The following is an 18,654-nucleotide window of genomic DNA, read 5'->3' as shown; positions in this document are numbered from 1 at the left end:
TGCTGGTGGATGTTACAGGTTTTGACGAGATTGCAGCACGGCTGCGGGCTGCGGGCTGTGTTTACGCGGAAGAAGAAGCACAGCTGTTGCGCTCTGCTGCCATGTCTCCTGCAGAATTGGACAGAATGATAGAAAAGCGGGCAGAGGGATTGCCTCTTGAACATGTAGTGGGTTATGCGGAATTTTGTGGATTTCGGATTGAGGTAGATCCCCATGTATTTGTCCCCCGCCGGCGTACCGAGTTTCTCGTACACCAGGCTGCGTCGATCATAAAGGCGGGGGATGCTGTGGTGGATCTCTGCTGTGGTTCGGGAGCGGTAGGGACCGTACTATCCGAGCTTGAGCCCGGCATCAGGCTGTATGCTGCTGACATTGATCCGGGAGCTGTCTCATGTGCGCGCCGGAATGTTAGCAAGTCCGGCGGGAAGGTTTTTGAAGGGAATTTGTATGAGCCTCTGCCAAAAGTCTTGCTTGGAAGTGTCAATGTTCTTGTGGTAAACGCCCCTTATGTTCCCACGAATGCTCTGTCAGCGCTTCCGGCAGAAGCGCGTATGTATGAAAACCGGATAGCGCTGGATGGGGGCTTGGACGGGCATGATATCCAGCGGGAGACAGCAATTGCAGCAAGATGCTGGCTCGCACCTGGAGGAAGTCTGCTCATGGAAACGAGTTCAGGACAATCTTCAGAAACATTGCGGATTTTTCAGGAGCAGGGCTTGAGTTCAAGAGTGGTCTCTTCTTCAGAGCTCGAAGCAACGGTGGTTATTGGCACCAAGTAAAAAAGCCGGATCAGCGCGTTTTTGCTGATCTGGATTTTTGTTTGGAGGCTTATCTTTTTGCTTTTCGGTAACCTGCTTTTTGGGCTTCTGCCTCTGAGCAAAACATGACCTCAGCTTTCGTAACATTATAAGATTGGCCGCCGGGAACATGGTAGATCATCGACTGCTTATTGCCTTTTATGTTGCATTTTCCTTTGGGGTTCTCATTTGAAGGGGTAGTGGCAGGCGGTTTGTTTTCTTTAGAAGATTGGCTCTTGGAATTTTCATGAAAACCGTCCTCCTGGGTATAGTTCTCGATGGACCAGATTCCAATGCCTTTTTTCTGGGCTTTTTCCTGTGTGGCCCGGAACTGGTCTACATATTTTGTATTGGGCGGATACACATAGGCGACCCGGGCCAATCCTTTTTCCAAAAGCAGCTGGTTAAAGTTTTGTTTGCCAATCCATATGTAAGCAAGCAGTCTTCCATACTTGTCGCGTTCGGAAACATCCAGCTCAACGCCTACTTTTTTACCTGTTAATTGTGTCTTTGTGAATTTTGAACTCTCTGGGCCGAATGGCTGAACACCAAGCCTTGGATGTTTCGTTTCGGGGGTATCTACGAGCAGCATACGGACACGTTCTGTTTTTCCGTTCTTGAATTTAACATCGATTGTATCTCCATCTACTACATAGGTTACAGTAGCGGGTGTGCCTTTAATCGCACCGCTCTGCCCAGCGGGACTGCTGCTCTCTTGGACTGGTGAGCAAGCTGCAGCCAACACAGCAAGTAAACATACCATGGCTGTACTGAGCAGCTTTTTAAGGAACTTTTTATCCACGATCTTTTTTCTCTCCTCTGTCTATGTATTGCCGATGACTTGTAAAATCACAAAAGTTATTATACTACGTTATTCACTCACAGAGTGTTTTTCAATAAAAAAAGCATCATGATCGATTAGATCGTGATGCGGTCCGAGGCTGACTGGCGGTTGAGCCAGTTTAATGTTTGGGCAACAAGTTCATTAAAATGATTGATAGAAGAAAAGGTATGATTTGCTCCTTTAATGAGCTTCAATTCACTATTCCCATAAATTCTATGGGAGCTGCTGTCATAGAACTGGGTGCAGTATTCGCTTGGAATGTCTTTATCCTCTGTTCCATGGAGAAGTAAAATGTCTCCTGTAAATTGTGCCAGTTCCAGCATGGGCCGATAGGGTTGAAGGGACTGGAGAAAATCAGCTTTTAATGAATATCCCAGATGATCAACATACCCTTTTGTAGTTAAACTTTGGCATTCGTCCTTTCCAACAATATTTACGATATCATCGTAGGGATTTCCTACCGGAGCCCATAGAATCAAGTCTTTTACCCTCGGATCGATTACAGCAGTCTGAACCGCCACAGCTCCTCCCAAACTATGGCCAAGGAGGATGATCTCCCTGGAATCGACGCAGGGCAGCTTTGAGGCAAAATCAATCGCAGCCTGTGTCTGACTGATTAAATCTTGAAATGTATTTTCTCCATAGCTGCCTTCGCTTTCTCCGCAGCCGGCATAGTCAAAACGCAAAACGACAAACTCGCTCGCGGAAAGCTGCTGGGCCGTTTTAACAAAGAGGCGGTCCACACCGATCCGGTTACTTGTAAAACCGTGGCAGATGATGACGATCGGCAATTTGGCCTGGGGAATCCCTAATGTGTGCCGCGGATAATGAACGGTGGCGGTTAACTTGCAATCCTTCCATCGAAAATAACCGTGTTTTTCCATATAACCAGCTCCTCATTCTTTATAATTAACTAATCTTATCTTTTTAGTAGGAATTAAATGTAAATAAAAACTCCTTCTTATGTTTCCTGAAACATAAGAAGGAGTTGAATGAACGAATCACATCAACACATTTCTTATCTTTCAAGCAAGCAGCTTGTTGAAATTGGCACAGTGCTCACAGGGGAGTCTGTTGCCGAGGCTTCACTGGGTCAATTCCCTCAGCCTCTCTGGATAAGAAGTATATAATTTTAATTTAATGTATGATATTTTTAATAGTTTGTCAATTGTATAAGATAAGTTGATTATAGAATATGAACCATTTCAGAAAAGGTATCAAAAATAATGCATTTGTCCCAGCCTTTTCTGCAGTATTACATTAAAGTATGTTGGCATTAAATCTTTTATATTGTAAAATACTAACATAATAGGCTATTAGAATGATAAGGAAGAAGGCTAAGCGTGTTAGAAAAGATCAATCATCAGCTAGAGCGATTCATGCCACTCATTACCCCTTTCAGTGTACTTTTGGGCATGCTTTTGACACATGAGCTAAAAAACTTTCTGTTTCTCGTTCCGTGGATTTTTGCGTTTATGACGTTTTCAGGCAGCCTGGGCTCAAATTTTACTCATTTGCGCAACACGTTGTCTCGTCCGGTCCCCATCTTCATTGGGTTGGCCATTTTGCACGTTATTATGCCCTTGTGGGCGTGGGCAGTGGGGCACATTGCATTTTCCACGGATCCTTACACCATTACTGGACTGGTGCTGGCCATGGTCATTCCGTGCGGAATCACGAGCAGCATGTGGGTTTCCATTTATAAAGGAAACAGTACCCTTGCGTTATCAATTATATTAATTGATACATTGCTATCGCCCATTGTGGTTCCGTACAGCCTGTCTCTCTTTGTCGGAGAGTCTGTAGCCATCGAGGAATGGCCAATGGTCAGGGACCTGCTGATCATGATTGTCATCCCTTCCATTGTAGGTATGATTCTAAATCATAAGACCAAGGGAAACATCAAATGGACGTTGGGAAAAAGGATAGCCCCTGTATCGAAAATTTGTATGGTAGTTGTAGTCTCGATTAATGCATCGGTGGCAGCTCCTTATCTGAAGCATGTGGATAAAAAACTGGTGTGGATTGGAATCATTGTTTTTTTCATTGCAGCCAGCGGATATTTAGTGTCTTTTTTAGTCAGTATTTTGCTGAAATATGATCAAGAAACAATGGTTTCCACGGTTTTCTGCGGTGGAATGAGAAACATCAGTGCGGGTTCGGTTATTGCTCTCACTTATTTTTCTCCCATGACAGCCGTGCCTGTCGTGATCGGGATGCTGTTTCAGCAAATCCTTGCATCGGTCTATGGCTTGGTGTTGTCCAGACATTTTGGAAGACAGTCCCAGCTTCAAAACAAAGAAAGCACATCGGCATAAAAAAAGGAGTCCCTAAGGCTCCTTTTTGTCATTATTTATCCTTTTTTACGGATAGGATGAAACGTACCAGCAATGTTTCGAGCTGCTCATCCTTTATCTTTTTTCTGTTGAAATGCTGGTGAATGTGTTTTTTTAGCACTTCATTGCTCATCACCATTCTCCTTTCTTCTTTGTTTTACTGTTTTTTTCTTGTTTTTTTTAGTTAATCCCTGCCTGCTGTCGAAAGAAGGGGTAATATGTCTTATCCGATATATGTACGAAATTTGAATTTTTGTGATTATATTACCATTATTGCTTGTTTATATTACCGGATTTGAAGAGATTGAAACCTTTTTGAAGAAAAAAGTGCTTACGGATTTTTATCCCTTTTAAACCCAAGATGTTTTGTTTTTTTACGATCTGGAAAACTATCGGGATTACACTCAGAGGGCTTTATATTAATATAGAAGAGGAAGTCCGAGCTCCGCAGTAAAGGGTCAGTGAAGATGTGATACGAATGATTGAAAATATTGATGAAGTGATGGAACAGTATAAGGTATGATGATCACCGTTTTTTTTTACAAATTTAACAGAACGCGTGTTCGTGTATGGTTTGATTTTGACACGTAACGTGGTTATTGTCTACCATTTCTTTCTAAACTGTTGAATCTTGAAGAACGATTAAACACGGAGATTATGTGAATTCGTCAGGATTTTCGTTCTTCCGGGCAGTAAATATGCTATCATCAATTGTTGAAATGATTAAAGAAAAGGAGCCTGCTTTTTCATGAACATTCTTGTTGCTGAAGACGACATCCATCTTGGAAAGTTAATTGTCCATATGCTCAAAAAAAATGAATATCATGTGGAGTGGGTGACCAATGGTGAGGATGCCTATGAGGCAGCTCTTGCCCGTGATTTTGATATTCTGATTCTTGATTGGATGATGCCGGGTCAAAACGGCCTGGACGTTTGCCGGCGATTGAGAAACGGGGGCTGTTCCCAGGCGATTTTAATGCTTACTGCAAAAGATGCGGTACAGGATCGAATCAGTGGACTGGATGCGGGTGCGGATGATTATTTGGTCAAGCCGTTCGAGATTGATGAACTTTTGGCCAGGCTTCGTGCACTTTCCAGAAGAAACTTTGCTCCCATTGTTGAAGAAAAGGTTGTTCTCTTTGATATTGTATTGAATCGGACCAGTTATAAAGTGAACTCCTCCAAGCGGGAAATTCAACTGACACCAAGAGAATTTCAGTTGTTTGATCTGCTTGTCCGCAATAAAGGACAAGTTCTTCCGCGGGAAACCATTTTGGACAGGATATGGGGAATTGATGCTGATGTTTCTGCTAAAACGGTGGACGCCACAGTAAAATTGCTTCGTAAAAAGTTGGGAAAGCTGACGAAAAAGGAAGTCATTGAAAGCGTGCGCGGGGTGGGGTATCGTCTTGAAAACTAAATTCATAGCCCGCTGGAACCCCTTAAGGAATTTGAATTTGATCAGCCGGACACAATGGAGGCTGACCATGATTTATACGGGAATCCTTATGCTGTTTTTGATCCTCTTTATGGTGATTGTATATTTTCTAATGTACGGGGTGATCGTCAACAGCCAGGAGACCCAGTTGAAGAAACTTGTGGATCAAGAAGTTACCGTCATTAAGGAAAAACTGATAAAGGGAAAAAAACCCTCCATTCAGAATTTTGTCATGCTGTCGGATGAACAGTTTTTCTATTATGTGGTGGATGCAAAAGGGAAGCTTTTGACGGGGGATGAACTCTATCACAAGCTGCGTCCGAAGCTTTACCGAAAGCTTGAGGGATGGAACCCTGATCCGAATGAGATTAAATACGAGAAATTGAATGTTACTTATTATGTGCCCTGGGAAGAAAGCCCGAACAACCGGCATATCGACTTGATGATGGCTGGAAGAAAAATCTACAAGGGCAATGAGTTCATAGGTATTTTATATGTAGGTAAAAGTATTTCCAACCGGGTGGAATTGTTTGACCGTCTTTTAAATATTTTTGCTGTATTACTTGTTGTTTTTGCTTTTGTTGCTTTTTTTACCAGCTATTTTATGTCCAGAAGAGCGATGTCTCCCATTTCCCGTTCTTATATGAAACAGCGCCAATTTGCGGCGGATGCCTCTCACGAGCTCAGGACGCCTTTGAGTGTTTTGCTTTCTTCCATCAATGCATTGGAAATGGAGAAGAAATTAAACGAAGATGAATTTTCACATTCTGTTCTTTCCAATATGAAGTATGAAGTAAAGCGCATGATCAAGCTTGTCGGAGATTTGCTTACGCTTGCCCGTTCGGATGCGGAAAATACCGAATTGATAAAAGAGGTATTTGATTTTCAAGAGCTGTCGGAAAAGGTCACAAAATCCATTGAAACTCTTGCCGGCGAAAAGCGTATAACATTAAAGATGAACGTGGAGGACCGTCTGTTTGTATACGGTAACCGGGAACGGCTTGACCAACTGCTTTATATCCTGCTTGAAAACGCCATAAAGTATTCACCGGAAGAAGCGGAAGTCCGACTGGATTCAAAAATGGAACGTAAAGAAAAATTAAAGTTTCTTGTTATTTCGGTTGAAGATGAGGGTATAGGGATACAGCCGGAAGAACGCGCTCATATTTTTGAACGGTTTTACAGAACAGACAAATCCCGCTCAAAACAATTCGGGGGGCATGGTCTGGGCCTTGCGATCGCCAAGTGGATTGTCGATTCACATGGAGGATGGATCCATGTTGGGGACAAGCGAGGTAAAGGAAGCGTTTTTACAATTAAAATTCCGCAATAATAAACGAAAAGGACGGCTAAACGGTGCTTTTTTAAGAAAAAATAAACAAAAATAAAATTAAATCTTTGCTTTTCATCATATTTTCACTTTTGCTATTTATAATAAAATAGACTAAAATTTACAGGTGCGATTAAACACTGCTCCAACAAACAATCTAAGAAGACCCTAATGTTTATAGAGGTACTAGAAGAGGTGAAAGAATTGAAGGGTATTTTAAAAGCTGGCCAAAATGTTGTTCAGAAACATATTGGTTTTTTCCTTTTGGCTGTTGTTCTTTTTTGGCTAAAAACGTATACAGGCTATCTTGTTGAATTTAATCTTGGTATAGAAAATAAAATGCAGAAATTTTTGCTGCTGATCAATCCGATCAGTTCAGCCATTTTCTTTTTTGGATTAGCGCTTTTTGCAAAAGGCAGGAGAGCGTATATATGGACGATTGTACTTAATTTCTTCCTTTCCTTTGTTTTATATGCAAATATTGTGTACTATCGGTTCTTTAATGATTTTATTACGATGCCGACACTTACCCAAACGAAAAACTTTGGTGACCTTGGCGGCAGCATCTGGGAACTGCTTAAGCCGTATGATCCGCTTTATTTCATCGACACGATCATTTTGGCAGTCCTGCTGTTCGCAAAGTTTATCAAACCCGAACCTGTACGCATGGCCCGCCGCAAGGTTCAAGTCGTGCTTGTATCGGCGATTGCGTTGCTTGTCATTAATATTGGGCTTGCGGAAACCGACCGTCCTCAGCTGCTGACAAGAACATTTGACCGCAACTACCTGGTTAAATACTTGGGAACATACAATTATGTTATTTATGATGCAATCCAGAGCATGCGTATTTCAGCTCAAAAAGCATCTGCGGACTCCAGTGATATGGGAGACGTATTGAATTATAAAGATGCAAATTATGCCAAGCCAGACCCTAAATACTTCGGTAAAGCCAAAGGCATGAACGTGATTTACATCCACCTGGAGTCATTCCAGAATTTCCTGATCAATTATAAATTGAACGGCCAGGAAGTTACACCGTATCTAAATTCATTTACAAAAGATAAGAATACATTGTACTTTGATAACTTTTTCCACCAAACCGGACAAGGTAAAACATCGGATGCAGAATTTATGCTTGAAAACTCCATTTATGGTCTTCCGCAAGGTTCTGTATTTACCACAAATGGAAATAACACATTCCAGGCTGCCCCTGCCATCTTAGGGCAAAAAGGATATACTTCTGCGGTATTCCACGGGAATTACAAAACATTCTGGAACAGGGATGAAACATATAAATCATTTGGCTATGATAAGTTTTTTGATGCCAGCCATTATGATATGAATGATGAAGATGTGGTTAACTACGGACTTAAGGATAAACCATTCTTTGAAGAATCTATTCCAATGCTAAAAACATTGAAGCAGCCGTTTTATACCAAGTTCATTACATTGTCAAACCACTTCCCTTATCCGATCGATGAAAAAGAAGCGTCCATTGGACCTGATGATACAGGTGACGGATCTGTTGACCGCTACTTCCAGACCGCACGTTACCTGGATGAAGGTGTAAAGAGCTTTATTGATCAACTAAAGGCTTCCGGTCTTTATGACAACTCTGTCATTGTCATGTATGGTGACCATTATGGTATCTCTGAAAATCATAACGAAGCAATGGCAAAAGTATTGAACAAAGAAGAGATTACGCCATATGACAATGCCCAGCTGCAGCGTGTGCCGTTAATGATTCATGTTCCCGGCATGAAGGGTGGCGTACAGCATCAATATGGCGGACAAATTGACCTTCTTCCAACACTGCTTCACCTGCTGGGAATTGATACAAAAGAGTATGTTCAGTTTGGTACTGACTTAATGTCCAAACAGCATCAACAGGTTGTTCCTTTCCGTAACGGAAGCTTTGTGAGTCCGAAGGTTACAGCCATCAACGGCAAATACTTTGACAGTAAAACGGGAGAACCCGTGAAAAAAGATAAAGAAATTCAAAAAGAACAGGAATATACTGAAAATGCGCTTCAACTGTCTGACAAAGTCGTTTATGGTGACTTGCTTCGATTCTACACACCACGTGACTTTAAGCCGGTGGATCGTTCGAAGTATGATTACAATAACCGAGACCAGGACAGCAGTAAAACGAAGTCAGAAGATCAGCCAAAGCAGGAAGACACTTCTGCTTCTGAACAGAAACAAGAACAGCAATAATTGGAAAAAGCATTGCCTTTGTGGCAATGCTTTTTTTGATTTATGCGGTTTTGGGAAGCGGAGCGGACACTGTTTTGCTTTTTCGCCGGATATTGCCGACAAGATAGGCTCCTCCTGGCAGCAGGGAAACCAGTTTAATGATGCCCATGGAAAGAATAAGAGTAATGAAAAAGAGTGAAAATACCTGAAGATAGGTTTGTTCGAATAGTTGAGCCGTATAGGAAGCGAGGTACCGCTGCACTTGCCAATGAACCAGGTAAATGCCAAAGGAGTAATTGCTGATGAGATTAATTACTCGGCTTCCTGGCAAAAGCTGACCCCAGGCCAGAATAAACAGGCTGATAGCCACCGTCAGCGGAAACAAGTCAATGCGTTTGGAGCCTACTCCTGTATATCCCGCTTTGAAAAAGATATAAACAAGAGCCAGACTTAACCCTACACCGGCAATCGTCAGGTACCGGTATTGCTGGAGCTTTGCTGCGACTTTTTTATAATGCTTGCCAATCGCGTAGGCTACGGCAAAATAAGCAAACCAGGCGGTAAAAGGCACTTTTAAATACGACAGATTTTCTTTGATGCGTTGGTGTGATCCCTCCATGAATTGAAAGTGAAGGCTCATTACAATCAAACTGACAGGAAGCAGCCAGGAGACCGGGATCTTATACTTAGTCACCAAAAAATGCAGGGCGTAAAACTGAAAAATAATAAGGACAAAATATCCTTCGTAATTTCCCAGAAGGTTCTTTTGAATCATCAATCCGATATCAACAGCCGGATTCAGGTGATAGCTCACAAGGGCGTCGATCACTGCAAATGCTAGAAACGGAGCGAGTATCCATTTCAGCCGCTTTTTCCAGAAGTTTTTTGGAAGCTCATCCGGGTACCGGTTCGCCAGAATAATCTCGGATAAGATGACAAAGGTAGGGGTGGCATAGCATAGCGCTACACGAAGAACGCTGTATGCTTCTGATGCCGGATAACCTCCAACCGAGACTGCAGTTTGGGAGGTGCTGTGCAGGAAAATAATGCTCAAACAGGCGATGGTTCGCAAAAGGTTCCATTCTTTAATCACGGGTTTCTCCCCCTTTTTACTAAAACAGGTCACCATCACCATACCAATGAAGAAGATGAGGGAGCAATGGAATCTGCCAATCTTAACAATGCTTTATAGAATTTTTATAAAACCTTTACAGAAAAGACGGCAGCGCTTAAAAGAACCTGCCGTCTCTTTTCCTGTTATTTAATGGGGATTAGGATATCCATCTGCATGGAATCCGGGTTTGCGCTTCGTTCGTCATACCATTCAATTTCCAGACCTCCAGCATGTTCGTAGCCCGAAGAGGGAAACCATTCTTTAAAGACATACTGCCAGGTCGCCTGGATGCTGTTGGAAAACTCATCATTCGGAACACTCGGGGTGGTGAACACCGCAAACTTGGTTTCGGGAATATGCATTAGAACCAGATCAGAAGGAACACTTTCTGAGGCCGTTACTTCTGAACAGATCAAGTAGCTGAAGGTTCCGTTCTCCGGGTTGAAATTTGTGCAAATGCCAAGCTCCACGGAGGGGTCTTTTTTGTTGGGTATCGATTTTCTCATTTGCGGATTCTTGAGATATTCCTGCCAGAATACAGGTATTTCCCTTAAGTTTCTCCCTTCCTCACTGGTTGTTTTCAGCTCGTAGCCGAGCACGCTGAATGCGGGTTTTACCATGATTTTTGGGTGCATAAACGGTCCTCCTATTATGGGTTGATTGGTGAGGGCTGCCTTTTGAGGCAGTGTGAAGGTATGAGGCTTTGCTCTGCGAAACTGCGTCGGTGTTACGTTGAACTGCTTTTTAAATGCACGGTTGAAGGATTCATGCGAGGAAAACCCGCAAGAAAATGCAATGTCTACAATTTTTTGCCGGGAATGAACAAGCAGTTCAGCACCATGAGCCAGCCTTCTTTTCCGGATATATTCCATAACCGGGTACCCAACGTGCATCAAAAAAACCCGATGGAAGTGAAAAGGCGAAAAACATGCGATGTTTGCCAGGACTGGCAAGGTCATGGGTTCCTCCAAATTTTCTTCAATATAATCAATGGTGTCTTGTATGCTTTTGCCATAATCCATCATGACTGCCCCCTTATCTCTATCTTAAAAGATGCCAATCAACAATTCTTAACCTTTTTTGCTATTGTTTAGGTATTCGCGATTGAAAGAATAAACGCCTTTTCTTCCATCTTAATGGTAATATAAGAGTGTTGTATGAAAAAGTACGATTTCTAAAAAGGCAGGCGAGGTTGTATGTTCTGTGACTTGGGAGATATTCAAGTCCATTATGAAAGATACGGAAAAGGGAAGCCGGTCGTTATGATTCACGGGTTTACTCCCGATTATCGTTTGATGGCAGGCTGCATGGAGCCGGTATTTGCAGGCAGAGAAGGCTATGAGCGGATTTATCTGGATTTGCCGGGAATGGGCCGTACCAAAGGTGAAGAATGGATAAAAGGAACGGATGATATGCTCGATGCTGTGCTGCGCTTTATTGATGCCATTCTTCCGAAACAATCGTTTTTGCTCGCCGGAGAATCCTATGGAGGCTACCTGGCAAGAGGAATCGTGGCTAAAATTGGTGAGAGGGTGGATGGCCTGTTGACCATATGCTCGCCGATATATGCGGAGCATGAGAAACGGATCCTGCCTGAGCATACGGTTTTGAAAAGAGATGACGAACTGATTGCATCGCTTTCTGAGGAAGAAGAGCTGGAATTTGCTTCTATAGCGGTTGTACAGGATCAATATACGCTGGATCGGATGAGAAAGGAGATTACTCCTGGAATCCAGATGGCTGATTCTGCGTTTTTGGAAAAAATCCAGCAAAATTACGCCCTTTCTTTCCCCATTGATCTACCAGAGCCCTTTGTAAAGCCTGCATTATTCTTAACCGGACGACAGGATGCGGTTGTAGGGTATAAAGACCATTGGGACATTCTGGACCAATTCCCGAGAGCCTCTTTTGCCATACTGGACAGAGCGGGGCATAATCTGCAGATTGAACAGCCCGCCGTGTTTCATGCACTCGTGGACGATTGGTTAAACCGGGCAAATAAAGCAGTACTTGAAGGTCAAAGAAAAACAGAAAGGTGAATGCTGCATGAGACTTAGAGAGATAAAAAAAGAAGCACGGATTGCGCTGGGAAACAAATGGGGATTGGCAGTCCTGTTAACAGTTATTTTGGGGATTTTTACGTTTGTTATTCCGGAACTGCTTAGTGTATATGCAAGTGGGGGCTGGTCCAATTATTATTTAGGTGATACTTATGAAGGGGATGTTACTTCCCTCATTGTGGGACTCATTCTTTATCCTGCGGTGATCGGCTATAACTGGGTGTTTCTGAGCCTGATCCGGAGGGAGCCGCAAAGCGTCAAAAGCATGTTCCGTCCTTTTGCAGTCATCGGAACCTATTTAAAACTGATAGGAACGACCATCCTGATTTGGCTGTTTACAGCACTATGGACCGTGCTTTTAATTGTGCCTGGCATAATCAAAGGGCTGGCCTATTCACAAACCTATTATGTGCTAAAGGACAATCCGGATCTGCCAATTTTACATGCGATTACAGAAAGCCGCCGGCTGATGAACGGTTATAAATGGAAGTTCTTCCTTCTTCAGCTCAGCTTTATTGGCTGGATCATTTTGGCGGTGATCACCTTTGGACTTGGGTTTCTCTGGCTGACACCTTATATGACGGCATCTTCTGCTGAGTTCTATAATGAAATCCGCCAGGCCAAAGCCGGTGACGGGATAAACGAATAACGTATAAAAGGCATTCTGCAATGGCAGAATGCCTTTTTAAATTAAAAAATTCTTGTTAATCCTCCAATAACAAAAACTCTCCGGTTTCCAAATGGGATCCATAATGTTCAGCTTCTTCATGGGAAACTCCGAGAAACACAAGGCGCTCTTTTCCGGAAAGATTTTGTGAAAAAGAGGAGTTGTCGGATTGGTCCAAAAAATGCTGGATGATTTGTTCATTATCTTGTTTTTCTTCAATGGTTTCATAGGGGCCAACCACGATAAAAGTTCCGTTTTCATGTTCCGCTTTAATGTCATTTCGCTGATCAACCGCTTCCTGCTCGGTTTTATAAACACCGATTACCTTCAACATTTTTGTTCCCCTCCCAGCTGTTATTTAAATAATGAAAATAACTTTCCAATCAATACCCGATTTGTGTCTATTTGTAACATAATGTCTCAAAGACTACTTCCAATATTTTTAAAAAATTTCATTTTACTAGAAAAGAAAAGTGATATAATAATCCAATATAACCAGACAAAAAATAGGAGAAAAAGCATGAAAACATTTAAACGTTCGCTCGCGGTTTTAACTGCAGGAATCATGGGGGCAGGTCTGTTTGGCACCTCTGTGTATGCAAAGGACAACGGACTTTCTCAACAGAATATATATTTCAGTACACAAACGATTAATCAGTCCAAAGCGGCCATCGATTTAGCCAGGATAAACAAGAGAGAACTGATCGTGAAAACAAAAAAAACAAGAAAATTCAATCCTGCTTCCCACGGGCTGGCATCTGTTACGGAACCTGACATCTTGAAGGAAGAAGGAATACAGGTTTTCGCTGTTCCGGCTCAACGTGATTACGAAACGGTACTTGCCAAGGTGCAGAAAGACACGGCAGTTGATTATGCAGAACCGAACTATCTTGCTCAAAAAACAGCCGTTTCAGGGGACCCTAACGACCGGCTGTACAGCAGGCAGTGGGCGCTGAAAAAGATTCACTGGACAAAAAATCTGGCCAACCCGGCTGCCGGACAGAAACCGGTTATTGTTGCCGTTTTGGATACCGGGGTAGATGCGGATCATCCTGATCTAAAAGGCAAGGTATTAAAAGGCAAGGATTTTGTGAATCATTTTAAAACAGCGGATGACACAGTAGGGCACGGAACTGAAGTGTCGGGGATTATTGCAGCTACGGTTGACAACAAGAGGGGCATCAGCGGAATCAATAACAACGTCAGGATTCTCCCTGTCCGTGTCGGCGGCAAGGTCAGCTTCCCAAGCTCAAGCATTGTGGCCGGCCTTCATTACGCGATAGATCATGGCGCCAAAGTGATTAACATGAGCTTTGGGGGAGGAGAACCAAGCCAGGCCCAGTACGATGCCATTCTTGAGGCGGTGAGTAAAGGGATTACGCTGGTTGCGGCCTCGGGAAATGAACATCCGGTGTATGGTGTCAATTATCCTGCGGCATATCCACAGGTAATCAGTGTCGGTGCTACACGGTATAATGATGTGATTGCTCCTTTTTCAAGCCGCGGACCGCAGCTTGATTTGACAGCACCGGGAACAGAGATTATGACAACCAAGAGGAACGGTACGTATGGCAGCAAGGACGTGTCGGGTACTTCATTTTCAGCACCGATGGTATCGGGCGTAGCTTCACTTTTATTAAGCAAGAACCCGTCTTTGAAGCCTCAGCAAATCGAGTATATGCTTGAGAAATCCGCGTTTACGCCAGACAGGTATAAAAATTCGGCTGGTCTTTCCGATCTGTATGGTTATGGACGAGTGGAGGCTGCAAAGGCTTTGCAGGTTAAAATGCCATCAACAGCAGGTGATGCGGCCGATAAGCCTTCCAAGGCCAAGTTGGTTAGTCCTGGGAAATCCTATACCGACCGCTTTAATCTGCCGTTTGACGGCGATATGTTCAAATTTAAGTTATCTAAAGAAAAAAATGTGAGAATTGAAGTATCAGCCGTTAAAGGAATAGACCCAGTCATTGCTGTAAACCGCATGGATAAGAACGGACGCCTTACCTATGAAAAAATCCAGGATAGGAATGGGGTTGGCAAGGGGGAAGTGTGGTCTGCCAAGCTTAAATCAGGCACGAGCTATATAACGGTATACGAAGCAAATAATCATTGGTCCACAAAATCATATACTATGAAACTTAAATAAGTGGTTGATACACGAAGAGACTTTCCTTAAACGGAGAGTCTTTTTCCTTGTTAAAAAAAGTTTGATATTTTTTGTAAAAAAAAGAGGGATTTACTAATTTTTGTCAAATGAAAAAGAATGCTTTTGAAAAGCGGGGTGGGAGGAAAAGCAACCATTGGAAAGCACAGTGAAAAAGTAAGTATGCTGAATTTTGGAGGAGCACAGATGAAAAATTGGAAAAAACAAATGACTGCAGTAGGTTTGTCTGCCAGTTTGCTGGTGACAGGCTATTCTGCCGTGCATGCGGAGGTCAAGGTACCATCCGCGGGAAAAACATCAAGTGTATCGACTGCAATTGAAAATGTTAAAAAAGCAAACAAAAAGGATAATCACAAGCCGCTGTTCAGTGATGATACACTGGTCATCAAGTACAACAAGCCACTGACGGTAAACGATCATAAAAAAGCCGGAGCAAGGGTGATCCGCTCATTCAGCCAGTACAATATGACGGTTGTTAAAGTGAGCAATAAAAAGAAATTTAATCAAGCAATGCAAGCTTATCAAAAAATGGGGAAAGTCACCGGTGTTTCTCCAAGTGTACTGTCCAAAACACTTTCCACACCCGACCCTAAGGTAAACAAGCAATACAGCTTGTCCCTTCTGCAAATTGAAAAGGCGCAAAAGCTTGCCGGCAAACATGCGGTGAAAGTGGCTGTCATTGACCAGGGTGTAGACCGAAACCACCCCGAGCTTAAAGGCCAGGTCGTCAAAAGCGTAAATGTGGATGACCCAATGAACCAGGCGCTGCCGGATTTCCATGGTACACATGTCAGTGGAATCGTCGCAGCTAAAAAAGGAAACGGGGTTGGCGGATATGGTGTCAATCCAAGCGCGAAAATTATGTCCTACGACGTGTTTGACCGTGCGGGCGGAGCCTATGATTACTCCATTGCCGATGCAATCCTGCGCGCCGTTAAGGATGGAGCCAAAGTGATCAACATGAGCCTTGGCGGCTATGCGTCTTCTCCGCTGATTGAAGAAGCCGTAAAAACGGCCGTAAAGGCAAACGTAACGATTGTAGCGGCGGCCGGCAATGAGGAAACAGATGAACTTTCCTATCCAGCCGCATATGAAGGAGTCATCAGTGTCGCATCCACAAATGCCAAAAACAAACTTTCCTGGTACTCCAATTATGGTCCGTCTGTGGACATTGTAGCGCCTGGAGAAAACGTCTATGCTCCTCTGTATGATTATGAAAAGAAATCAACCTTTGAGACCATGAGCGGAACCAGTATGGCAACCCCTGTAGTTGCGGGAACGGCTTCACTCATTCTATCAAAATATCCAACATTGAAACCGGCACAGGTAGAGTATATTTTAGAACACACCACCAAGGATTTGGGCGCAAAAGGTTTTGACTCGAGGTACGCACACGGACTTGTTCAGCCATTGGCAGCGATGAAATTTAATGTAAAGAAAATACCTGCCAGTGTTAAGCGGCCACAAACCGAGCGTGAAGTACTTCAAGCTGCCTCATCCATCTCTCCTAAAATCAACAAGGAGTATGTAAAAGAAGGCAAGATCACAAAAGCCTATGAAGAAAAATGGGTAAAGTTTGAAGTGAAGAAAGGTGAATATATTCAAACGTCACTTACAGGATCCAAAAACTATGACCTAAAGTACAAAATCCATCTATACGGGACAGACAGCAGGACAATGGCGGATGTTGATAAGCTGAAGAAAAATGGCACGGAAGGAAAGCTCTTTAAAGCGCCATTCAGCGGAACCCTTGCCATCGGGGTAAGTGATGTGAATGGAAACTATGATGATTCCAGAGCAGCCACCTCCCGTTATTCTTTGAAAATCAAGCGGCTTCAAGATATTCCGCAGGATAAGAACACGATGGAAAAGCCGGCTAACATTTCAAAGTTTCCATACCGAGCCCATGGGACGTTTACCGGAGAAAATGAAGATGAGGATTTCTACACATTTAAGGTAGACAAGCCACAGGTTGTTAAAGTAAAAACAAGCGGTGTACCAGGTGTGAACAGCATGCTGAAGGTGTATGCTGAAGATCCTTATAGTAATGAGGAGCCGGAAGAAGGCATGCTCAGTGATGAGGAATCTGGAGACCAACTGATGGAGCCAATGTTCTATCAGAATGCCAATGGCTATGGAAAAGGAGAGATTCTTAGTTTTGAAGCGGTCCCTGGTGTGAATTACATGGTGAGCACAACCAACCAGGCAGAGATTATGGACGGTATGTTTGACTTTTTCATGGATGAGTCCATGTTGGAAGCAGATGTTCCTGAGCCTTCCGCTATTCCGTATGCCATTGCTGTAGAGAGCAAGAAAATTGGCAAGGATGAGGACGGCCTGCCATATACGGATGAAGATGGATCACCTGAAGGGGAATTGGCAGCCAGGAAAATCACGGTAAGAGAATACGTGTCACTCAAACAGAAAGAACGTAAAAAGTCGCATGCACAAAGCGTTGTAGTCATCATGGATGAGGAAGAAGATGGGGAGTGGATCGAGGTCCAGGATATCGTGAACAATGCGCTGCCATACTCCCTTGGAAACAAAAAAACAGGCGGCCTTCAGCAGCAAATTGACGAAGACTGGTATACCTTCACACCAAAGCAGGACAGCATCTATCATTTCAACTTGGGAACAGGGGAAAAGTATAGCTTTGAGGTGTATCAACTGATCAAGGAAAAGGATGAAAACGGAGACTCTTATCTCGACCTTGGATATGTTGCAGATAATTTGGACTGGTGGACTGATAAGTTGAAGGACCATGTAATTGCTGACTTTAAGAAAGGAAAAAAATATTATATCCGTGTCAGCAACGATTATATGACAGATTCTATGCTGTATGATCCCTATCAATTCAGCTCCAAGGTCATGGTAGCCAATCCGAATGATAAGAATGAGCCAAATAATGATCTCAACCATGTCAAAGATCTTAAAAACAACAAAGCGACCGGGATGTTCTCTACAACTGGAGACGTTGATGCATTCTACTTCAGGGCAAAAGAGACCGGAATCTCCAACGTGTCCCTGACAAAGGGAACAGTAACGAAAGCATTGAAAGCGAAGTATCCAAGTGAACTGCTGCAGGATTATTATGGCTTGGTTTTATTGGCTGATGATGAAAACGGCAACCGCAAACTGGATGACTTCGAAGCAGATACCGCGCGTGAAGTCTATAAAGGGATTTATGGCTCCGAAACAAGGGGATCATTCCAAACGAAAAAGGGCAAGGGATATTTCTTGGTCGGAATGGGCTTTTTCGATAACACGCCAGAACTTTCCTTCATTCCGTATACCCTGCAAGTGCAATCGGCCATGAAAAAGGATGAAGATGCCAAATCGGTCCTGAAAGGAAACAAACCGTCCAAACCACTCTCACTGAAAAAAATAAACAGCAAATCCTATAGTGGAACGGGATATTTCAATGTGGTCAAGCAAAGTGGGGGAGATGCGGACTGGTACAAATGGACGCTCAGCAAAAAGTCAAAAGTAAAGCTGACGCTCGATACCTCACTCGATATTGATGGTGTGATTACGGTTTACAAGAATGGCAAGCAAGTGGCAAAAAGTGATTATTACGGCAGCGGAGACGCTGAAGTCCTTTATGTCACACTGGATAAAGGAACATACCACATTAAAGTGAAAGACCTTAATGGAAATGCTTCTGTTCATTCTTATAAGCTGAAAGCGGTAATCCGCTAATCGTTAGCA

General features: G+C 43.2%; 14 protein-coding genes and 1 riboswitch. Of the genes, 9 read left to right on the top strand and 5 right to left on the bottom strand.

Translation table 11 applies throughout. The annotated features are described in order from the left end of the window. The first annotated feature begins 5 nt into the window (after positions 1-5). Positions 6-779 carry a putative protein N(5)-glutamine methyltransferase gene (locus tag BLT53_RS14735; RefSeq protein ID WP_170834363.1) on the top strand — a complete coding sequence of 258 codons (774 nt, stop codon included), beginning with the start codon at positions 6-8 and terminating at the stop codon, positions 777-779. 49 nt (positions 780-828) lie between these two features. On the opposite strand, the gene BLT53_RS14730 is transcribed toward BLT53_RS14735, so the two are convergent. Together BLT53_RS14730 and BLT53_RS14725 are read right to left on the bottom strand one after the other, a co-directional pair. Next, positions 829-1,599: a thermonuclease family protein gene (locus tag BLT53_RS14730; RefSeq protein ID WP_244520421.1), complete on the bottom strand. Its 771-nt coding sequence runs from the start codon at positions 1,597-1,599 to the stop codon at positions 829-831. Positions 1,600-1,715: 116 nt separating this feature from the next. Beyond that, entirely contained in the window at positions 1,716-2,525 is an 810-nt protein-coding gene (locus BLT53_RS14725; RefSeq protein WP_090235857.1) for an alpha/beta hydrolase, read from the bottom strand. 131 nt (positions 2,526-2,656) lie between these two features. After that, positions 2,657-2,763: riboswitch (SAM riboswitch) on the bottom strand. 221 nt (positions 2,764-2,984) lie between these two features. Between BLT53_RS14725 and BLT53_RS14720 the strand changes: the two genes are divergently transcribed. From BLT53_RS14720 to ltaS, 4 genes are all read left to right on the top strand, one after another. Continuing rightward, on the top strand, positions 2,985-3,959 hold the full coding sequence (locus BLT53_RS14720; RefSeq protein WP_090235856.1) for a bile acid:sodium symporter family protein: 975 nt from the start codon (positions 2,985-2,987) through the stop codon (positions 3,957-3,959). Positions 3,960-4,725: 766 nt separating this feature from the next. Beyond that, positions 4,726-5,397, top strand: a complete 672-nt coding sequence (locus BLT53_RS14715) for a response regulator transcription factor (protein ID WP_090235855.1) — start codon at positions 4,726-4,728, stop codon at positions 5,395-5,397. Continuing rightward, entirely contained in the window at positions 5,387-6,748 is a 1,362-nt protein-coding gene (locus tag BLT53_RS14710) for a sensor histidine kinase (protein WP_139168411.1), read from the top strand. Before BLT53_RS14715 ends, BLT53_RS14710 begins: the two co-directional genes overlap by 11 nt. A gap of 201 nt (positions 6,749-6,949) precedes the next feature. Continuing rightward, positions 6,950-8,962, top strand: a complete 2,013-nt coding sequence (gene ltaS, locus BLT53_RS14705) for a lipoteichoic acid synthase (RefSeq protein WP_425284703.1) — start codon at positions 6,950-6,952, stop codon at positions 8,960-8,962. Between the two features lie 40 nt (positions 8,963-9,002). Here the strand turns inward: ltaS and BLT53_RS14700 are convergent, their stop codons facing one another. Next, positions 9,003-10,034 (bottom strand): acyltransferase family protein, encoded by a 1,032-nt coding sequence (locus tag BLT53_RS14700; RefSeq protein WP_170834362.1) that lies wholly within the window; start codon positions 10,032-10,034, stop codon positions 9,003-9,005. A gap of 164 nt (positions 10,035-10,198) precedes the next feature. Beyond that, on the bottom strand, positions 10,199-11,080 hold the full coding sequence (locus BLT53_RS14695; RefSeq protein ID WP_425284686.1) for an AraC family transcriptional regulator: 882 nt from the start codon (positions 11,078-11,080) through the stop codon (positions 10,199-10,201). Between the two features lie 171 nt (positions 11,081-11,251). Here BLT53_RS14695 and BLT53_RS14690 point away from each other — a divergent pair, with 171 nt between their 5' ends. Continuing rightward, positions 11,252-12,094, top strand: a complete 843-nt coding sequence (locus BLT53_RS14690; RefSeq protein ID WP_090235848.1) for an alpha/beta fold hydrolase — start codon at positions 11,252-11,254, stop codon at positions 12,092-12,094. A 7-nt stretch (positions 12,095-12,101) separates the two neighbouring features. Then, positions 12,102-12,764, top strand: a complete 663-nt coding sequence (locus tag BLT53_RS14685) for a DUF975 family protein (protein WP_090235846.1) — start codon at positions 12,102-12,104, stop codon at positions 12,762-12,764. Positions 12,765-12,819: 55 nt separating this feature from the next. On the opposite strand, the gene BLT53_RS25145 is transcribed toward BLT53_RS14685, so the two are convergent. Next, on the bottom strand, positions 12,820-13,116 hold the full coding sequence (locus BLT53_RS25145) for a hypothetical protein (RefSeq protein ID WP_170834361.1): 297 nt from the start codon (positions 13,114-13,116) through the stop codon (positions 12,820-12,822). Between the two features lie 186 nt (positions 13,117-13,302). Here BLT53_RS25145 and BLT53_RS14680 point away from each other — a divergent pair, with 186 nt between their 5' ends. Together BLT53_RS14680 and BLT53_RS14675 are read left to right on the top strand one after the other, a co-directional pair. Beyond that, on the top strand, positions 13,303-14,928 hold the full coding sequence (locus BLT53_RS14680; RefSeq protein ID WP_170834360.1) for a S8 family peptidase: 1,626 nt from the start codon (positions 13,303-13,305) through the stop codon (positions 14,926-14,928). A 204-nt stretch (positions 14,929-15,132) separates the two neighbouring features. After that, a complete protein-coding gene (locus BLT53_RS14675; RefSeq protein ID WP_170834359.1) occupies positions 15,133-18,645 on the top strand; it encodes a S8 family serine peptidase in 3,513 nt (1,170 codons plus the stop codon). The last annotated feature ends 9 nt before the right edge of the window (positions 18,646-18,654 follow it).

The sequence above is a fragment of the Fictibacillus solisalsi genome, assembly GCF_900103485.1.
Taxonomy (GTDB): Bacteria; Bacillota; Bacilli; order Bacillales; family Fictibacillaceae; genus Fictibacillus_C; species Fictibacillus_C solisalsi.
The sequence above is the reverse complement of the archived record's forward strand: the minus strand, read 5'-3'. Positions and strand labels throughout refer to the sequence as shown.

Excerpts from the sequence above, each read along its gene's own strand:
- BLT53_RS14725 (WP_090235857.1), bottom strand. The coding sequence starts at position 2,525 with ATGGAAAAACACGGTTATTTTCGATGGAAGGATTGCAAGTTAACCGCC.
- BLT53_RS14715 (WP_090235855.1), top strand. The coding sequence starts at position 4,726 with ATGAACATTCTTGTTGCTGAAGACGACATCCATCTTGGAAAGTTAATT.
- BLT53_RS14695 (WP_425284686.1), bottom strand. The coding sequence starts at position 11,080 with ATGATGGATTATGGCAAAAGCATACAAGACACCATTGATTATATTGAA.
- BLT53_RS14690 (WP_090235848.1), top strand. The coding sequence starts at position 11,252 with ATGTTCTGTGACTTGGGAGATATTCAAGTCCATTATGAAAGATACGGA.
- BLT53_RS14685 (WP_090235846.1), top strand. The coding sequence starts at position 12,102 with ATGAGACTTAGAGAGATAAAAAAAGAAGCACGGATTGCGCTGGGAAAC.
- BLT53_RS25145 (WP_170834361.1), bottom strand. The coding sequence starts at position 13,116 with ATGTTGAAGGTAATCGGTGTTTATAAAACCGAGCAGGAAGCGGTTGAT.
- BLT53_RS14680 (WP_170834360.1), top strand. The coding sequence starts at position 13,303 with ATGAAAACATTTAAACGTTCGCTCGCGGTTTTAACTGCAGGAATCATG.
- BLT53_RS14675 (WP_170834359.1), top strand. The coding sequence starts at position 15,133 with ATGAAAAATTGGAAAAAACAAATGACTGCAGTAGGTTTGTCTGCCAGT.